This is a genomic window from Thermostichus sp. OS-CIW-31 (assembly GCF_054060305.1).
This window is the reverse complement of sequence record NZ_JBSSDA010000002.1, coordinates 213,926-230,165: the sequence shown is the minus strand read 5'-3', so window position 1 is coordinate 230,165 and position 16,240 is coordinate 213,926. Positions and strand designations below refer to the sequence as shown.

Here is a 16,240-nt window from a genome sequence, read left to right as displayed (position 1 = left end):
CTGTAGCAGTGCTAGAGGAATGCCTCAGACTTAGACTTGTTCGGAATCACCTAACGATGGGCTTGCCAAGTTGGACTAGCGAAGGGCGCTCAGAAGCACAACATCTATAACCAGCAGCGCCCCAGCAAAGGCCAGCAGGCTGCGCACGATCTGGCGCTCTTGCTTAGAACGATGGGATCCACCCACACGAAGCCATTTCAGAGATTGGGGAAGGCGGCACAGCATAGGAGATTCGGCGGAACCCTAGGGTGATCATGCCCTATTTTGTGGGGTTTGGATTCCCCACGCTGGGGGGGAGAAACGGCTAGCCCTGAGGGGCAATTCCCTCTAGAGTGAGGGTTAGTCCATTGCCCCTGTCTATGACCACTCCCTTGACCCAAGCCGAAACCGTTTTGCAAAGGTGCTGGGATCATTGGCAATCTCTGGCCAGCCGTCGGGATTTACAACCGGAGTTCAGGGCTCTATCCACTTTGCGCAAGCGCCTCACCGCGCGGCTGTTTTCCATTGCGGTGTTTGGGCTGGTCAACCGTGGCAAGTCGGCCGTCCTGAACGCCCTAACCGGCGAGGAGCGATTGAAGGTGGGCCCCCTCAATGGGGTCACTCAGCAGCCCCAATCCCTGCTGTGGCAGCCGGAGCCAGGGATCCCTTGGCGAGTGAAGCTGGTGGATACTCCGGGTTTGAACGAAGTGGAAGGAGAAGCCCGCGAACAGTTGGCCTGGGATGTGGCCCGCTCGGCGGATTTGATCGTGTTTGTCATCGCCACCGACCTGACCCAGTTGGAATACCAAGCTCTCTCGGAGCTGCGCACTCTATACAAGCCCATCCTGCTGGTGTTGAACAAATGCGATCTCTACTCCGAAGCGGAGTTGCAGGCCATTTGTGCCCAGATCAGCCGCCACCTAGGCTGGGTATCGCCGCAGGAGATTTTGACCGTGGCCGCTTGCCCAAAACCTCTGAAAGTCCGCACCCACTGGCCGGATGGCCGCATCACCCTGGAATGGGAACGGCCTGCACCCCAAATTGAAGCCCTGCGGGGGCGAATTCTGCAGATTTTGCAAACCGAGGCGGGATCCCTCCTGGCTTTGAATGTGTTGAAGCGGCTGGACCGGGTTCAGGCCCAGATTCTGGAAAAACAGTGGCAGCACCATGCCCCCTTTGTGGAGCAATGGGGCAGGATTTTCGCCCTTGGCAAGGGGATTGTGGTGGGCTTGGCTCCGCTGGGGTTGGATTTGCTGTTGGCCCCACTGCTGGATGGCCTTTGGCTGTTGGGCTTGGGAGTGCGGCTTCACCTACCCCGGACGGCCTTGTGGAGGGGGCTGGTCTCCTTTCGCGAGGGGCTGTGGCGACCGCTGCTGCTCAATGGGGCTTTGCTGCTGCTAGCAGAAGGAGTAAGTTCCTGGCTGTGGGGAGACTGGGGCAACGGCCTTTTGCCGGGTCTGGTGGCGGGGGTCAGCCTGTATCGCCTGGGATCCCTGGCGCCACAGGTGCTCAGCCGGTTTGCAGCCCGAGCGTTCGGCCTGGAAGCGGGCCTTCGTGCCTTGATCGGACGGGAAAGGTTGGCTATGACAGACTGCACAGCCTCTCTGCCAAGCTCCCTGGCCTAGTTCTCAACCATTTCAGCAGCGTGGTAGGAGCTGCGCACCAATGGCCCCGAGCGCACCTGGCGAAACCCCATCTGGCGGGCTATCTGGCCCAGCTCGGCAAACTCTTCCGGAGTCCAGTAGCGTTCCACAGGGCGATGGGCCAAGGAAGGTTGTAGGTATTGCCCCAGAGTCAGACGATCGCATCCCACCGCCAGCAGATCCCGGAAAGTTTCCAGCACTTCTGCGCGGGTCTCCCCATGCCCCAGCATCAGCCCAGACTTGGTGGGTAATCCGGGATTCAGCTCCTTGACCGTTCGCAAAACCCGCAAGGACAAGTCGTAGCCGGAGCTGCGCCGTACTGCCTGGGAGAGGCGTCGCACCGTTTCGATGTTGTGGTTGTAGCAAACAGGCTGGGCAGCCACCACACGGGCAATGCACTCGCGATCCCCGCGAAAGTCGGGGGTGAGCACCTCGATCTGGGTGCCGGGGCAGCGCCGCCGAATTGCCTCCATGACCTCCACAAAGCGACCGGATCCCTGGTCGGGCAGATCGTCGCGGGCCACCGAGGTGAGTACCACATAGCTGAGCCCCAGCAGCTCAACCGCCTCGGCCACTTTCTCCGGCTCTGTGGGATCCAACGGTGCGGGCCGTCCACTGGCCACCTGGCAAAAAGAGCAGGCGCGGGTACAGATCCCTCCCATCAACAGAAATGTAGCGGTTTTTTGGCTGTAGCACTCGGCTCGGTTTGGGCAGCGCCCCTCTTCGCAAATGGTGTGCAGGCCCCGCTGCTTGATCACCTGCTGCACCGCTGAAGTCTCGCTGGCTTTGCCGATGGAACGCTTGACCCAATTGGGAAGAGGGCTAACCGACATGGGAAGAACCATTGCGTTGAAGCTGGGTAGCAGCAGCAAGATAGCGCCCCTCTACAGCCGAAGGATGCAGCGCCTGCTCTGCCATTCTGACATGATGAAGCTCTGGGTTCCGAAAAGGGGAGGCCGAAGTCTTTGGGTCGACGGACTTCTCGGCTCGCACCAGCGGGACAAAGTCCTCCCAAAGCTCAGCCCTGTTCAGGGTTGCATGGGTCTTTCGGGGAGATTAAGCCACCTGGGGTGTGGTCAGCATTTGGTTGACGATGCGCTGCACAATCTGAAAGCCGGTCACCGCCTGCCAACCCAAGATCGCCAGGATCACCACGTTTAATAGGACATGCACATTACGCGCCCAGACCTTTTGCCCGTCTTTCATCAGCGGTGCTAGAGCCGCAGAGCTGGCCACCAAGGCCACAATGCCCAACCCGGCCAGCAGGTGAGGCCCAACAAACAGCTTGCCATTGTTCAGGTAGGTAACCCCCATGCCGCCCAGCGCCCCGAACACCATCAACACCAAGAACAGGGATCCGGCGAGGAAATGCCGCTGACCAAACTTCCCTTTGATCAGCTCCTTGCGTTCTTCTGCTGAGGCAGTGCGCACCCGTCGCGCTTGCAGACCCAGGTAAAGGGCATACAGGGCCAGCGCAAATGCCAAAATCATCAGCACAGGATGAAAGAAAGGCAAGGCCAGTTCTAGCCAGCGAGGAAGTTGAATGCTCATAGAGATCGCAGGATAGAAGAGGAAGACGCCCCCAAATTAACATGAGTTAACGTAAACTACCCGACCCTGACTGCTTCGCAGTACAGGGCGGGCTTTCGGTAGCCCTGCAGTTGGCAAGCCAACCACGGGCCTCTAGGCTGGTTTACAGCAGCCCCCAAAAGCGCAATCACATTCGCACCATTCAAATCCGCATCCCCTTCCCATCCACAGTGTCCACACTTGAACGACTTACCACTGCGATAGGATTGCGCAGGGTCGGGATGGATGTGCAAACACCGATGGCAGGTCTGCGACGTGTAGGCAGGCGGCACCAGAATCAAAGCAACCCCCGCACGCAGAGCCTTGTACTCCAAAAATTGACGGAGTTGATAAAACGCCCAGTTGTTGGCCCGTCTACGCTCTGTCTTGCTCCGTGGCTGTTGATTAACCCTTTCCCGGATCCCTGTCAGGTCTTCCAGAGCGATAGCGCTGTTGGTAGCTTTTGCCCTGGAGACAATAGCTTTGGAGATGCGATGATTAACCCACGCTTGAAAGCGCCTCTCCTTGCCAGACAGCCGTTGCAACAGTTCTCTGCATCTGCGCCGCGAACTGCGGGTGCCCTTACTGGCTTTGCGTTGGAGTGCCGCCCTCAGCTTGGAGTAGTGGTCTCGGACTCTGTTCAACTGCTGTCCATTCCAATTGTCCCCGTCTGACGTATGGGCAATATCCGTCCTCCCCAAGTCCACCCCCAGCACTCTGCCCGTGCGTTGCGGTGGGGATGGCTCCGCTTCCACACAGATTTGAATGGAGTAGGAGCCGTCTTTACGCTTGACCAGGGTGGCAGATTTGGGATTGGAGCCCGCCAGCCGTTCTCTCTGGTAGCGGCCAATCGCCAGCTCAAAGCGCTCCCGACCCTCCACCGTGGTCAGCGACACCGTCCAGTCTTTCTCGCGAAACGAAAAGATACGGGCATCGTAGGTCGCAAAGCCTCTCTTGAACGCTTTGACCGGACGGTTTTTCTGTCGGGCAACTTTACGGGCACCGGCCAGCCGTCTGCAGACCTGCTGGGCCAGATTACTGGACAAGCCAAACCGAGCGCGAATCTGGTAATAGCAAAGGGACTGGAGTTTGACTGCGTTGACTACTTTTTCTGGTGTGTTTTGGTTGACCCAGTTCAACGCCTGCACAAAGGCATCCATTGTCGCATCCAACTTTGCGGCTTGCGACTGGGACGCCTTGAGCTTGCAGGAGACGGTCAGGACGTGGGTCATGGTTCTATCATAACTTCCGCATTCCTCCCGACACTGACCCTACGGGTACAGTGCGGGGCTCCTGCGATTTCTAGCTGAGCTCGCTGAAGCGTCAGAAGCGGCTAGCCGCGGTTCAGGCTATCGCGAAAGTCCGCCGGCCAGTTGAAGGCTCGCTTCTGCAGAAAGCTGCCAGCTCCCAAAGGTTCTAAAGGTCGGCAAACCCATCCAGCTGGCTCGGAGGAGAGATGGGCGTGTCAGGACAGGGATCCCACCGGCGCGAGATATTTTCCGTCTATGAGAAAGATGCCATTGGCAAACTGCACGCTGTAGGTGCCCAACAGCCGCCGCTGCAGGATCACCCCTTGTTCGTGCAAGCGGATCAAATGGGCCGGGCGCAACATCGGCATTGGGTCAGCCGTTTTTAGGTAAGGAGGCATCTCCACCACTTGAACCGTTGCCCCCACTGGCAGTAAACCCTGGGCTTCAGACATAACGGGAGTCCATGTGGCAAGTGTCTCTAGCTTAGCTGAACGTAGGACGATGTATGCCCAAAACCGAACCCGAGCAGGATGACAGCATTAGGGCAGATCCCAGAGGAGCCGAACAGATTGGATCCCCGAAGAATTGTTGTAAGATTTTTATCAAGCACGAGGATTCAACGAGATAAAAAGGTAACATCTTGCAAGGTGAGTTGGTTTTTCCCACAAAGAAAAAGCAGTCGGCCTTTCGGGGTGCTGCCAACTGATCGCCAATTTGCTACCATACCATGAACTCTTGGTACCCATTTTTTGTGTCCTTGGATACGGAAACCTCATTTGCCGAGGCAATTTAGGGGTTCTCTTGTCCTGGAGCTGTGGGCGCAGCGCTTAGCAAGCTCGCCTTCGGCCTACGCACCAGCCAGATCTTTGCCGAAATTCTGTAGAAGTGTTAAGAATAGTTACATTGGTTTGCTATCTTCTCAGTTTTCATAGTCGTCCTTACTTCAGCGCTGCGAAACGACCATGCTAGATCCCATTCCCCCCCCAGCCCTTGAGGAATATCTCTTGCAAACGGGCATCATCGACCGTTCTCAACTGAGCCTGGCCAAGAAGCTGCAACATCGCCAGCAAGGGCCGTTGCTGATGATTCTTTTGGAGTTGAGTTTCATCGATCTGGAGCAGCTCAGCCGCCTTTTGGATTTGGGCCGCACCTACCCTTTTGACCATGCTGCAAACGCTGGATAGTCTTCAGCCCGACTGGCAACAAGCTCTGGCTCGGTGGTCTACTGCGGAGCAGGGATCCCTACTGCTGAAAAGCTGTGGGGGAAAGGATCCGGCGGAGCTGCGCAGTGTTTTGCAACAGGTCTGTGCTCCTGTCCAGCCTGTTACGTTGTTAACGGAGGGCTTAGAGGTGGTGGCCGGCCCATTGACGCTGCAAAGCTGGGATCCCCAAGCAACGGGGCATTTTGCCCACCTCTATCTGGAGCGTTCCGCCTCTACCTCGCACCTGAGTCGTTTGGCGGCTGTTGTTGCTCGGTTGCGTGCCCCCGATGGATGTCCCTGGGATCGGGCCCAAACTCCGGAGTCTCTGACCCCCTACATTCTTGAAGAAGCGTATGAGACGGTAGCTGCCATTCGAGCCGGGGATCCGGCAGCAATTGCCGAAGAGCTGGGGGATTTGTTGTTGCAGGTGGTGTTGCAGTCTCAGATCTTTGCCGAGCAGAACCACTTTGATCTGGAAGCTGTGGCTGCGGGAATTGCCGATAAGCTCATCCGCCGTCACCCCCATGTGTTTGGGGATGCTGTGCCGGCAGACCTTCCGGAGTTGCACCGCTCCTGGGAACAGATCAAGCAAGGGGAGCGACCGGATCAAAGCCTTGGCCAAAAACTGCTGCACTATGCCCAAAGTTTGCCTCCCCTAATGGCTGCCCTGAAAATTTCCTGCAAAGTGGTGGGGGCAGGGTTTGAGTGGCCAACGGTGGAGGGGATCTGGGCCAAGATCCGCGAGGAAGAAGCCGAGCTGCGTCGAGAATTGGAGAGGGATCCCCCCGATCCAACTCGGCAGGAAGCCGAACTGGGGGATCTGCTTTTTGCCCTGGTCAACTTGGGCCGTTGGTATGGTTTGGATGCTGCCCAAGCTGATACATTTACGCTGAACACTGCTGAACATCACTGTTCAACTATGCAGCGATAGCATTCTGTTTGTTTCCAACCAGAATGGCGGTATCCCGCAAAGCTTTGAGTAGAATACCCAAAGCGCAGTTTCCGTGTCGTCTTACTACCAATTTTCTGCTTTGCTTTGGCTACCATGTCGGCAGACTCGAAAGTAAACAGAAAGATCAACTGGTAGTAATCCGTACTGAACATATTATACATTATTTTCAGTATAGTTGAGCTTATTATTGACTAGAGTCATGCTCTAACCCAAACCAACCTGCGCTTTGCTCGCCGTTTTTTGCGCATGGAAGAGCTGGCTCAGGAACCAGCGGGATCCCTGCCCGGCGATGGCATAAGCTCCCTTCTGAAAGGGCGCAGTCTCCAGGAGCTGGAAGTCCTCTGGCAACAGGCCAAGCAAAAATATCCCTAGTTTCGTTTCTGGATGTGGGGTTGAGCCGGTGCCAGCTCTGAGGGGGTATCCGCCCACACAGTCTTGGGGCAAGTTCTCTTTGTAGGGTAGGAGCTGTTCTGAGCACCTGTCTCTATGTCGGCTATGTCTCCAGTTTCTTCCTTTGAGCAAGCTGGGATCCCTTGTCTGGATTTGACCCCCTTTCGGGAGGGCACGGATCCGCTAGGGGTTGCAAAGGCTTTTGGGGCAGCCTTGGAGGAGGTGGGGTTTGTGGTGATCACAGGGCATGGGATCCCGGAGGCCATCATACAAACAGCCTACGAGAGAGCGAGGGCTTTCTTCGACCTGCCGCTGGAACAAAAAATGGAGGTGGTGACTCCGGATCGCGTCAAAAACCAGGGATACCTGCCGATTGGCATCGAAAGTGTAGCCGCTACCCGTGGGGCAGAGGTTCCCTACGATCTCTGTGAGGCGCTGGTGTTCAATGACCTGTTTCGGGAAGATCCACAACGGCCCCAAGCAGGGGTGGATCCGGATTCGGGCAACCTTTGGCCCACCCATCCAGCAGGACTGCGGGCTGCTCTTCTGGCTTATGATGCGGCTCTGCTTCAGCTCACCCAAACCTTGATGCGCATGGGCGCGTTGGCTTTGGATCTGCCGGAAACCTATTTTCTGCCTTTTATGGAGGGGAAAGGGGGAGTGCTGCGGGCTGTGCATTATCCTGAACAGGAGGTGGAGCCCATCCCGGGACAGCTACGCTATGGGGCTCACTCCGACTACGGTGGCTTCACGATTCTGCGACAGGATGGGGCGCCGGGAGGGCTGCAGGTGTACTCCAAAGCAGGAGAGTGGATTGATGTGCAGGCTGTTCCCAACGCCTTTGTCATCAACGTTGGCGATCTGCTATCCCGTTGGACCAATGACCGTTGGCGCTCCACGTTGCACCGCGTGGTCAATCCACCCCGATCGGCTTTCGGTTCCAGTCGCCGCCTGTCTTTGGTTTACTTTACAGCTCCTCGGGACGATGCTTGGATTGAATGCCTGCCCACATGCCAGAATGCAGCAAACCCCCCTCGCTATGCTCCTGTACAGGCTGGGGAGTACATCCGCTCTAAGCTGGAGGTTTCGATGATTGGGAAGGCAGGGCAAAGCTCTCCGAGATCTCAAACTCGGGATCCCTGAAGTCTAGAGATCTCGGGCAGACGATGCAACCGCTTCTTGGCTTTGATCTGGGAGCAGTTTGGGTTGCCTGATCTCGGTGCTCCTTTGCCTGTGATAAAACTCCTTGCCCGTCATTTGGCCTGTGCAAATTCAGATCCGCCATCTCATCGAATATCGCTACAGTCGTCCAGTCCAACTGGAGCCCCACACGGTGCGATTGCGACCGCGCTGCGACGGGATCCAAACTCTCCTGGCTTTTGAGTTGCAGGTGGATCCGCAGCCGGTGGGCCAATCGGCGCTGGTGGACCTGGAGGGCAACGCGGCGGTTCGGCTCTGGTTTGGGGATCCCACCGAGCACTTGCGCATCCAAACTCAGGCCACGGTGCTCACCCTGCGGCAGAATCCCTTCGACTACCTGCTCTGCGATTGGGCCACCCATCTCCCCATCGACTATCCCAGCACGCTGGCAGCCCAATTACAGCCTTATCTGACGGCTCAGGCGGATCCCGGCATCCAGGCCTTGGCCTGGGAGCTATGGGATCACGTGCAGGGGGAAACGACAGCTTTTCTGCCGGCGCTGAACCAGCGCATCTATTCAGAATGCCGCCACATCTTGCGGGAAAAGGGGGATCCCTGGCCTGCCGGCTTGACCTGGCATCGCAAAACCGGAGCCTGCCGCGATTTGGCCCTGGTGTTCATGGAGGTCTGCCGTACGGTAGGCTTGGCCGCGCGCTTTGTCAGTGGCTACCAGGTCAGCCCCTCGCAGCCTTCGGGGGAGAGCAGGGGTGGAGAACCCCCAGAGCCTGTGCGCCGTCATTTGCACGCTTGGGCGGAGGTGTACTTGCCAGGGGCCGGTTGGCGGGGCTTTGATCCCACCCAAGGGTTGGCCGTGGCCGATGGTCATGTGGCTTTGGCGGCCAGCGCTTATCCCAGAGATGCTGCCCCTCTCTACGGCCATTGGCTGGGCAGGGGCGTTCACAGCAGCATGAGCTACACCATCCACATTCAGGCGGGATCTTCCGCCCACAGCCAAGCCCAGCTTGCTGCAGACAGCCTGAGCACTCCACCAAAAGTGCGGAGCTGAAGTTGTAGAGCGTCAACTTGGCCGGATCCCAAAGCGAAAATTTGAGATAGCATAGCCTAGCCAAGATCTAGAGAATCTGCCGAGGGATCCCGTTGACCCAGTCTATTGATGTCCCCACCAGCGTTGATACGTTTTTGCAGGAGTTGGCCGCCATTCAGCAAGTTGGGCCGAAGCGAGTGGCCATCCTGGGCAGCCGTCATGTGCCCATTACCCATCAGTATTTGATCGAGACCCTCAGTTATGCCCTGGCTCTTACCGGCAATCAGATCCTCACATCCGGGGCCATTGGCACCAACTTGGCCGTCATTCGGGGGGCGATGCGGGCGGACATGAAGTCCTTGACGGTGATCTTGCCGCAGAGTTTGGAGCGACAGCCGGCAGAGTCGCGGGCCAGCCTGGAGCAGGTGCTGCATCTGGTGGAGCATCCGGAAAACGACCATCTTCCCTTGGCGGAGGCCAGCCGCCTGTGCAACCTGGAGATCATCGGCAAGTGCCAGCAGTTGATCTGCTTTGTTTTCCACGACAGCGTCACGCTGCTGGATGCCTGCAAGCACGCCGAGGAGCAACACAAGTTGGTGACTCTCTTCTATTTCGACTGATTCGACCTTCTACTTTGGCCCAGCCTGTGGCAGGGGGAAGTGTTCTTGCAGCCAAGCTTCGGCTTCTGCCGGGGTGAGGAGTTCGCCGTTCAGGGTGAGGCAACGCAGTTGCTCCAAAATGGCTTGGAAGGGGCGACCTGGCTTATAACCCAGACGACGCAGATCGTGGCCGTTGAGCAGCGGCTTCACCCAGTACCACTCCTGCAAATAGCGCCAGATCAGCCGCCGGGCCGGCTTGGGGGCGATCCCGGCCAACAAAATCACCGCCGGGATCCGCAGCCCCTGCAGCAGTTGCACCACCTGGGCCGGAGAGAGGGTGCTGGGATCCAGTTGGGCCAACAGGGTTTGGTAATAGGAGGAATGGCTGAGGCGTTCGATGCCTGCTTGGGTGAGGTGGAGTTGGCTGGCCACCTGGGGGGCTTGGGGTAGGGTGAGGAGGAGAGCCTCTAGGCGCAGTTGCCAGATCTCCTGGGATCCCAGCTCAGGATAGCGGCGGCGAAAGTGATAAGCCCAGCGGCCCACCCGTTGCAACCGCCGGCACAGGGAGGGATCCCACTCCAGGTCGGGGTGAATACAGCGCAAAGCTCCCCATTCTGCCAGCCGCTCAAAGGCTTGGGGCCAATCGCGGGATCCGAGAATGTAGGCCAGCTCCTGCTTGAGGCGATCCCCGCCGACGGCATCGTGCAGACCACTGGCCACGGCAGCGCGGATCCATTTTTCTGTGGTCGAGTCCAGGGCGAAGCCCAAGCGCACCGCAAAGCGCACCGCCCGATAAATGCGGGTGGGATCCTCGATGAAGCTGTTGGGGTGCAATGCCCGGATGATCCCCTGTTGCAGATCTGCTTGTCCGCCGAAAAAATCCAGCACCTGTCCTCGCTGGGGGCCGTTGAGGCGCAAGGCCAAGGCGTTGATGGAAAAATCCCGCCGATAGAGGTCTTGCTGGATGGATCCCATGGCCACTTCGGGGGGAGAGGCCGGGTAGGGATAAAACTCCGTGCGGGCGCTGGCGATATCCACACAAAAGCCGCCTGGCCAGATCAAGGCCGCCGTTTGGAATTTGCCGTGGATCTCCAGCCGCGCTTCCGGGAAGCGTTGTTTGAGCGCTTGTCCCAAAATCAAGCCCCAGCCCGGGGGATCGATCCCATCCGGGGCCGGAGAGTAGGGCCCATCCACCACCAAGTCCAGATCCAGCCGCTCCAGGTTGGGCGAGGGCTGCCGTCCCCACCGATGCAGCAGCAGATCCCGCACCGTTCCCCCCACCAGATACAACCTCAGGCCCTTCTCATCGGCGATGTGGGCGGCCTGCTCCAGCAACTGTCGATGCCGTTCCGAAAGAGCGGCGAAGGTGAGATCCAAGGGGCAGGAAAGGGTGGGCAAAGCCAACTGGGGTGAGAGGGCCGGCAACTCGTGTAGGTGCCGCAACACATCGGTGCGAGTTACAATGCCCACCAACTGTCCATCCTGGAGAACCGGCAGGCGGCCAATATCCCACTGCACCATCAACCGCTGAATCTCCGCCAAGGGGGTGTCGGGGGAGAGGGTTTTCACGTCGGTGGTCATGTAGCCCTTGACGGGGGCATGGCCAAACCCGTGGTGCAGGGCAATATCGATATCCCGCCGCGAGATCACCCCCACCAGGCGACCTTGAGCGTCCACCACCACCAGGCCGGAATGGCCGTAGCGCAGCAGCACCCGCTGGGCCTCGTCGATGGTGATCTCCGGTCGGATGGTGCGCACCGGAGCCGACATCAAATCTTTGGCCGTCACCGGGGGCGGGATCCGCTCTTGGACAGCCTGCCTGAGGGCCGCCATGACTTGGGCTGGGTCGGGCAAAGGCTGCTCTGGGCTGGCTTTTAACGTGGCTGCTGCAGCACAATCGTGTCCACCGCCGCCGTAGGGGGCCATCACCCTGCCCAACTGGGCAAACTCCTGCCGCGCCCGCCCGATCAGGCTGAGCCGCTCCCCCTGCCGCGCCACCAAGAGCAGCACATCCACTCCCGTCAGATCCATCAGCCGCATCACCAGGCCGGCCAAGCCGGGCACAAACTCCGGCAGCTCCAGCAGCCATTCTCCCAGGCGATACTCCCCCACCTGCTGCACCTGCATCTGGGCCAACCCCTGGCTGAGCAGCTCGCGCATCTCTGGGGTGAGGCCATCCCCCAAAAAGCGCCGCAACAAGACCAGGTTCACCCCCTGATCCAACAGCCAGCTCAGGGCAGCAGCATCGCGGGCGGTGGTCTCCGGGAAGGTCAGGGATCCCGTATCCATGTGAATGCCCAAAGCCAGCGCCAGCCGCTCAAAAGGGCTGAGAGGGATCCCAGCAGCCTGCAGCCGCTCCACCAGCAAGGTACAGGTGGCCCCCACGGCCTCGATATGACAGTTCACCTGCTGCTGCGGCCAAAAGCCATCCGGTGGGGTTTCCGGATCCCTGAGGTGATGGTCGAAAATCTCGATTTGGGTGCCGGGGACGCTCAACCAAGCGGCAGCTTTTCCCAAGCGATCCGGATCGTGACAATCCACCACAATCCACCGCTGCACCTGTCCCGGATCCACAGAGCGCAGCTCGATGAGGGGAAATTCATCTCGGTACAAGGCCAAAAACTCCTGCACCCCCGGCAGGGATCCCCCGGTCAAGGCGATGCGGGCACCCGGATACAGGCGGGCCGCTCCCACCGCCGCCCCCAGGGTGTCGAAATCCGCCGATTGATGGCACAGGATCAGATCCATTGCGGCAAGAGTTGTCGTATTCCGCTCTTCCATCCTGGCCTAAGCCGGGATCCCTCTTGTTGGAGTCGGACAAGAAGAAATGAACGGCTGCTCAACTCCGAGGGGCAAGTGAAAACCTCGAAGCTAAGTTTCAGGACGGGTGTCCGGGTTTTTATCAAAAAATTGGGTCATAACCCCGTCCTACCGCTGCGCAGAAGCAATCCAGTAGAGTGGGGAGGATGCCAGCAAGGAGCCTTCACAGGGTCGTCAGCTCCTTTTCTTTTTCTGCCAGCAGCTCATCGATCTTCTTAATGTAGCGGTCAGTTAGTTTCTGGATGGCATCCTGCAAGCTTTTGGACTCATCTTCAGACAGCTCGCCATTTTTCTCTCGCTTGCGCACCGAGTCAATGCCATCCCGCCGGATGTTGCGGATCGAGACTCGCCCCTCTTCGGCCAGCTTGGCCACCTGTTTGCTCAGCTCTTTGCGCCGCTCTTCTGTCAGGGGGGGAATGTTGAGCCGCACCACCTTGCCGTCGTTGCTGGGGGTTAGACCCAGGTCAGAGGTGACAATGGCCCGCTCAATGGCTGCCAAGGTCGAGGGATCAAAAGGCTGGATCAAGAGAGTGCTGGAGTCTGGCGTGGTGAGGCTGGCCAGGGCCTTGAGGGGAGTGGGCACGCCGTAGTACTCCACCTGAATGCGATCCAGCAGGCTGGAATTGGCCCGCCCGGTGCGCACCGTATTAAAGGAGCGCTGTGTGGCTTGCACAGCTTTGTTCATCAACTCCTCAATCTCAGCTAGCTCCACGGGGTTTTCCTCGCTTTCAAATCAAAACAGTTTCCAGACAGTCAGGCTTGGGCAGCCAACCTGGCCCCTCTACGGTGAGCCTGACCTCAATTCTACCGCCTTGTCTTAGGATCCCGTTCCTCAGAGCTGCACCTGCAGTCGGCGAATTTCTCGCCAGATGCCCCCCAGTGGGATAGTACGAGCTCAAAGCTTTTCTTAGACTGGTCTGGACTTCACTGCACAATACAGGCACGACGAAGTTTTATGCCCTCTCGTCAAGTTTGTTCTTCAACGGCCCTAGCCTGGCTGATCGGCAGCTTGAGTCTCTTGGATTTTGGAGCGGCTGCGGCAGCCTTGGAGTTGCAGATTGTCTCCCCCAATGCTTATAAAGTGCCCTACCTGGGAATTGATGGTGTTTTCACTCTGGATACGTCCCTGGAACAATCGGCCAACGATCCGCGCAATCCAAAGCGGGTGAAGTTTGAGAAGATGGAGTTCTTCTCCTTCTACGCCGATCTGGAGGGGAAAAAGCCCCTGGCGGAAAATTGTCGCTACGCCTATCGGGGGGCTGCGCCGGATCCCTTCTACTACCCCGATCGTTCCCTCAGTTCCATCTGGGATCTGTTTCAGTTGCAGCCTGGAGCAGACGCCAGTTGCGAGACCTTCACCTATGTGATTCTGCGGGCACCCCACGGGGATCCGGTGCACATGCACCTGCGCTACGGAGGCCGCAACAGCAGCTTCCAGGAACTTCTGAACATCAGCACTCTGCCCGAGGATCCTGCCAACTTCAACCCCTGGTGGAGCACCTACTGCGCGGAGGGGGTAACCGGCTGCGATTGATGGGCTGGGCGGCTCACAACTCCTGCCGCGCTTCCAAGGCACGGGCCAGGGTGACCTCGTCGGCGTATTCCAGCTCGGATCCCATGGGCAGGCCGAAGGCCAGGCGGGTCATGCGCAAGGTGGGGGCAACCGGCTTCAGGTAATCCTTGACCACGTGCATGGTTACTTCCCCCTCTACGCTGGGGCTGATGGCAAAGATCAGCTCCTGCGGTTTTTCCCGTGCCACCCGAGCCACCAGCTCGCGGATGTGCAGTTGATCGACCCCGATCCCGTTCATGGGGGAGATGAGGCCACCCAAAACGTGGTAAAGCCCCTTGAACTCGCGGGTGCGTTCCATCGCAATCAAATCTTTGACATCGGCCACCACGCACCACAGCGAGGGATCCCGCTGTGGCGAACGGCAAATCTCACAGGGATCCTCCGCCGACCAGTTGAAGCAGATGGAACAGTGCCGAACCGTCTGCTTGGCTTCCAGCAGGGCTTTGGCCAGGGCCTCGATCTCGCCGGCAGGCCGGTTGATCAAGTGGAGAGCTAGGCGCTGAGCGGTTTTGGAGCCAATGCCGGGCAGCCGTTGCAGCTCTTCGATGAGGCGAGCCAAGGGGCGAGTGTACATGAGTGTACATACAGAGTTAAGCAAGCGGGGTTAAGCAAGTGGGGCTCAACCCAGTCCCAACCCCGGCAGACTGATGTTTCCGGTCAGCTCTTCCATGCGTTTGCGCATCGTCTCGGCAGATTGGGTGTAGGCGTTCACCATCGCCGTCAGGAGCAAGTCCTCTACCACATCCACCGACTCCTGGAGCACTTGGGGATCCAGAGAGACCTTAAGGGGTTCTTGGTTGCCGTTTACCGTCACTTTCACCAGCCCATTGCCGGCTTCGCCGACGATCTCCATCTCTTCCAGCTCTTTTTGCAGCCTTTGAGCGCCATCGCGCACCTCTTGGGCTTTCTTGAGCGCTTCTTGGATTTTGCCGAAGGGGCCAAAGCCTCGAGTCATGGGATCCTCTCTTGGGTTATCCAGATACTGCTGTTCTACTCTACCCGTTTCCCCATCGCCGGTGAAAGCACTCGCAAGTCTGGGCAGAGGTGCTCCGCACCGCTAAGGCGACCGGCCTTCCTTAGGTTGCCCTTAACTCTGGCAGATTATCCTCACAAGAGAAGCCGAAGATCGACCCAGAAACTCCATCTGCTCATCAGCGTTTGCTGTCCGGAGGTGCCATGGCCCAACTGTTGCAGGATCCCCGATCTCAAGTAGCCCAGCCCAGTTCAACTCGGGTGGAGCCTTCTCCCTGGCGTTGGCGGCGCTGGATCCCGGAGCGTTGGTATGTGCATTTGGGCCTGGTGCTGGCCTGCTTGGTTCTGGGATTTCCGGTGTTGTATGCCCTGATCGTGAGCACCCAGAACAATGCCGAGGTGTTCCGCTATCAATTGACCTTTGGCTCCTCTTTTGCCTTCAACTGGCATCAGGTGATGGTGGCGCGGCACTTGGGCCACTACATGGTCAACAGCACCATCGTGGCGGTGGCGATCACCGTGGGCAAGACGGTTTTGTCGCTGCTAGCCGGGCTGGCCTTTGTGTACTTCCGCTTTCCCGGCAAAGGGCTGGCCTTTGGCTTTGTGCTGATCACGCTGATGATGCCCACAGAAATCTTGATCATTGCCCTGCTGCGGTTGGTCACCAACTTGGGCTGGGGATCCACCTACTACGCTTTAATCGTGCCCTTTCTGGCCAGCGCCACGGCCACGTTTTTGTTCCGCCAGCATTTTTCCAACATTCCCCGCGAGCTGGCGGAGGCGGCCCAACTGGACGGGGCCAACCCGCTGCAATTTCTCACCCAGGTGCTGATCCCCTTGAGCTGGAACGCCATCGGGGCGCAGGCGGTGATTCACTTCGTTTACGCTTGGAATATGTACCTGTGGCCCCGCTTGATCGTGCAAGGCCGAGAGCGACAAGTGGTGCAGGTGGGGCTGCAATCCCTGCTCAATCTGGATAGCTCGGCCTCCTATGGCCCCATGATGCTGGGAGCGATCATCGCCAGTATCCCGCCGCTGCTGGTGTTTATTGCGCTGCAGAAGCCCTTCATGAGCGGGTTAGCCCTCAATCGCGACAAGTAAGCCCT

Annotated in this window: 18 protein-coding genes; 9 read left to right on the top strand and 9 right to left on the bottom strand. The window is 58.6% G+C overall.

Going from position 1 to position 16,240, the window contains the following annotated elements; genetic code table 11:
- Nucleotides 1-75: 75 nt before the first annotated feature.
- Nucleotides 76-225 carry a hypothetical protein gene (locus ACVWY9_RS02505; protein WP_457387399.1) on the bottom strand — a complete coding sequence of 50 codons (150 nt, stop codon included), beginning with the start codon at nt 223-225 and terminating at the stop codon, nt 76-78.
- 134 nt (nt 226-359) lie between these two features.
- On the opposite strand from ACVWY9_RS02505, the gene ACVWY9_RS02500 reads away from it, so the two are divergent.
- Nucleotides 360-1,604 (top strand): Era-like GTP-binding protein, encoded by a 1,245-nt coding sequence (locus ACVWY9_RS02500; protein ID WP_457387398.1) that lies wholly within the window; start codon nt 360-362, stop codon nt 1,602-1,604.
- Here the strand turns inward: ACVWY9_RS02500 and lipA are convergent.
- The 4 genes from lipA to ACVWY9_RS02480 all read right to left on the bottom strand — a co-directional run bounded on the left by lipA (nt 1,601) and on the right by ACVWY9_RS02480 (nt 4,893).
- Nucleotides 1,601-2,455, bottom strand: a complete 855-nt coding sequence (gene lipA / locus ACVWY9_RS02495) for a lipoyl synthase (RefSeq protein ID WP_457387397.1) — start codon at nt 2,453-2,455, stop codon at nt 1,601-1,603. The genes ACVWY9_RS02500 and lipA overlap by 4 nt on opposite strands.
- Before the next feature lie 223 nt (nt 2,456-2,678).
- Entirely contained in the window at nt 2,679-3,173 is a 495-nt protein-coding gene (locus ACVWY9_RS02490; RefSeq protein ID WP_011429588.1) for a DUF4079 domain-containing protein, read from the bottom strand.
- 56 nt (nt 3,174-3,229) lie between these two features.
- The gene (locus ACVWY9_RS02485; protein WP_457387396.1) at nt 3,230-4,423 is read right to left on the bottom strand and encodes an RNA-guided endonuclease InsQ/TnpB family protein; all 1,194 of its coding nucleotides are present in this window, start codon (nt 4,421-4,423) and stop codon (nt 3,230-3,232) included.
- A gap of 233 nt (nt 4,424-4,656) precedes the next feature.
- Nucleotides 4,657-4,893, bottom strand: coding sequence for a DUF3148 domain-containing protein (locus ACVWY9_RS02480; protein ID WP_011429589.1), 237 nt, complete (start codon nt 4,891-4,893; stop codon nt 4,657-4,659).
- Between the two features lie 510 nt (nt 4,894-5,403).
- On the opposite strand from ACVWY9_RS02480, the gene ACVWY9_RS02475 reads away from it, so the two are divergent.
- The 6 genes from ACVWY9_RS02475 to ACVWY9_RS02450 all read left to right on the top strand — a co-directional run bounded on the left by ACVWY9_RS02475 (nt 5,404) and on the right by ACVWY9_RS02450 (nt 9,790).
- On the top strand, nt 5,404-5,625 hold the full coding sequence (locus tag ACVWY9_RS02475; protein ID WP_414332365.1) for a DUF2949 domain-containing protein: 222 nt from the start codon (nt 5,404-5,406) through the stop codon (nt 5,623-5,625).
- Nucleotides 5,606-6,574: a nucleoside triphosphate pyrophosphohydrolase gene (gene mazG / locus ACVWY9_RS02470; protein ID WP_457387395.1), complete on the top strand. Its 969-nt coding sequence runs from the start codon at nt 5,606-5,608 to the stop codon at nt 6,572-6,574. Before ACVWY9_RS02475 ends, mazG begins: the two co-directional genes overlap by 20 nt.
- A 267-nt stretch (nt 6,575-6,841) precedes the next feature.
- Nucleotides 6,842-6,967 carry a hypothetical protein gene (locus tag ACVWY9_RS02465; protein WP_457387394.1) on the top strand — a complete coding sequence of 42 codons (126 nt, stop codon included), beginning with the start codon at nt 6,842-6,844 and terminating at the stop codon, nt 6,965-6,967.
- A gap of 123 nt (nt 6,968-7,090) precedes the next feature.
- Entirely contained in the window at nt 7,091-8,128 is a 1,038-nt protein-coding gene (locus tag ACVWY9_RS02460; RefSeq protein WP_414408676.1) for an isopenicillin N synthase family dioxygenase, read from the top strand.
- Between the two features lie 121 nt (nt 8,129-8,249).
- On the top strand, nt 8,250-9,191 hold the full coding sequence (locus ACVWY9_RS02455; RefSeq protein WP_457387418.1) for a transglutaminase family protein: 942 nt from the start codon (nt 8,250-8,252) through the stop codon (nt 9,189-9,191).
- 92 nt (nt 9,192-9,283) lie between these two features.
- The gene (locus tag ACVWY9_RS02450; protein ID WP_011429595.1) at nt 9,284-9,790 is read left to right on the top strand and encodes a hypothetical protein; all 507 of its coding nucleotides are present in this window, start codon (nt 9,284-9,286) and stop codon (nt 9,788-9,790) included.
- A 9-nt stretch (nt 9,791-9,799) separates the two neighbouring features.
- On the opposite strand, the gene ACVWY9_RS02445 is transcribed toward ACVWY9_RS02450, so the two are convergent.
- Both ACVWY9_RS02445 and frr read right to left on the bottom strand, forming a co-directional pair.
- Entirely contained in the window at nt 9,800-12,517 is a 2,718-nt protein-coding gene (locus ACVWY9_RS02445) for a CBS domain-containing protein (RefSeq protein WP_457387393.1), read from the bottom strand.
- Between the two features lie 235 nt (nt 12,518-12,752).
- The gene (frr, locus tag ACVWY9_RS02440; RefSeq protein WP_457387392.1) at nt 12,753-13,301 is read right to left on the bottom strand and encodes a ribosome recycling factor; all 549 of its coding nucleotides are present in this window, start codon (nt 13,299-13,301) and stop codon (nt 12,753-12,755) included.
- A gap of 243 nt (nt 13,302-13,544) precedes the next feature.
- Between frr and ACVWY9_RS02435 the strand changes: the two genes are divergently transcribed.
- The gene (locus ACVWY9_RS02435) at nt 13,545-14,123 is read left to right on the top strand and encodes a hypothetical protein (protein WP_457387391.1); all 579 of its coding nucleotides are present in this window, start codon (nt 13,545-13,547) and stop codon (nt 14,121-14,123) included.
- A gap of 13 nt (nt 14,124-14,136) precedes the next feature.
- On the opposite strand, the gene recR is transcribed toward ACVWY9_RS02435, so the two are convergent.
- Nucleotides 14,137-14,736 carry a recombination mediator RecR gene (gene recR / locus ACVWY9_RS02430; RefSeq protein ID WP_011434433.1) on the bottom strand — a complete coding sequence of 200 codons (600 nt, stop codon included), beginning with the start codon at nt 14,734-14,736 and terminating at the stop codon, nt 14,137-14,139.
- Between the two features lie 45 nt (nt 14,737-14,781).
- Complete coding sequence (locus ACVWY9_RS02425; protein ID WP_011434432.1) at nt 14,782-15,117, bottom strand: YbaB/EbfC family nucleoid-associated protein; 336 nt, start codon at nt 15,115-15,117, stop codon at nt 14,782-14,784.
- Between the two features lie 221 nt (nt 15,118-15,338).
- On the opposite strand from ACVWY9_RS02425, the gene ACVWY9_RS02420 reads away from it, so the two are divergent.
- Nucleotides 15,339-16,235: a carbohydrate ABC transporter permease gene (locus ACVWY9_RS02420; protein ID WP_414351824.1), complete on the top strand. Its 897-nt coding sequence runs from the start codon at nt 15,339-15,341 to the stop codon at nt 16,233-16,235.
- Nucleotides 16,236-16,240: the final 5 nt, after the last annotated feature.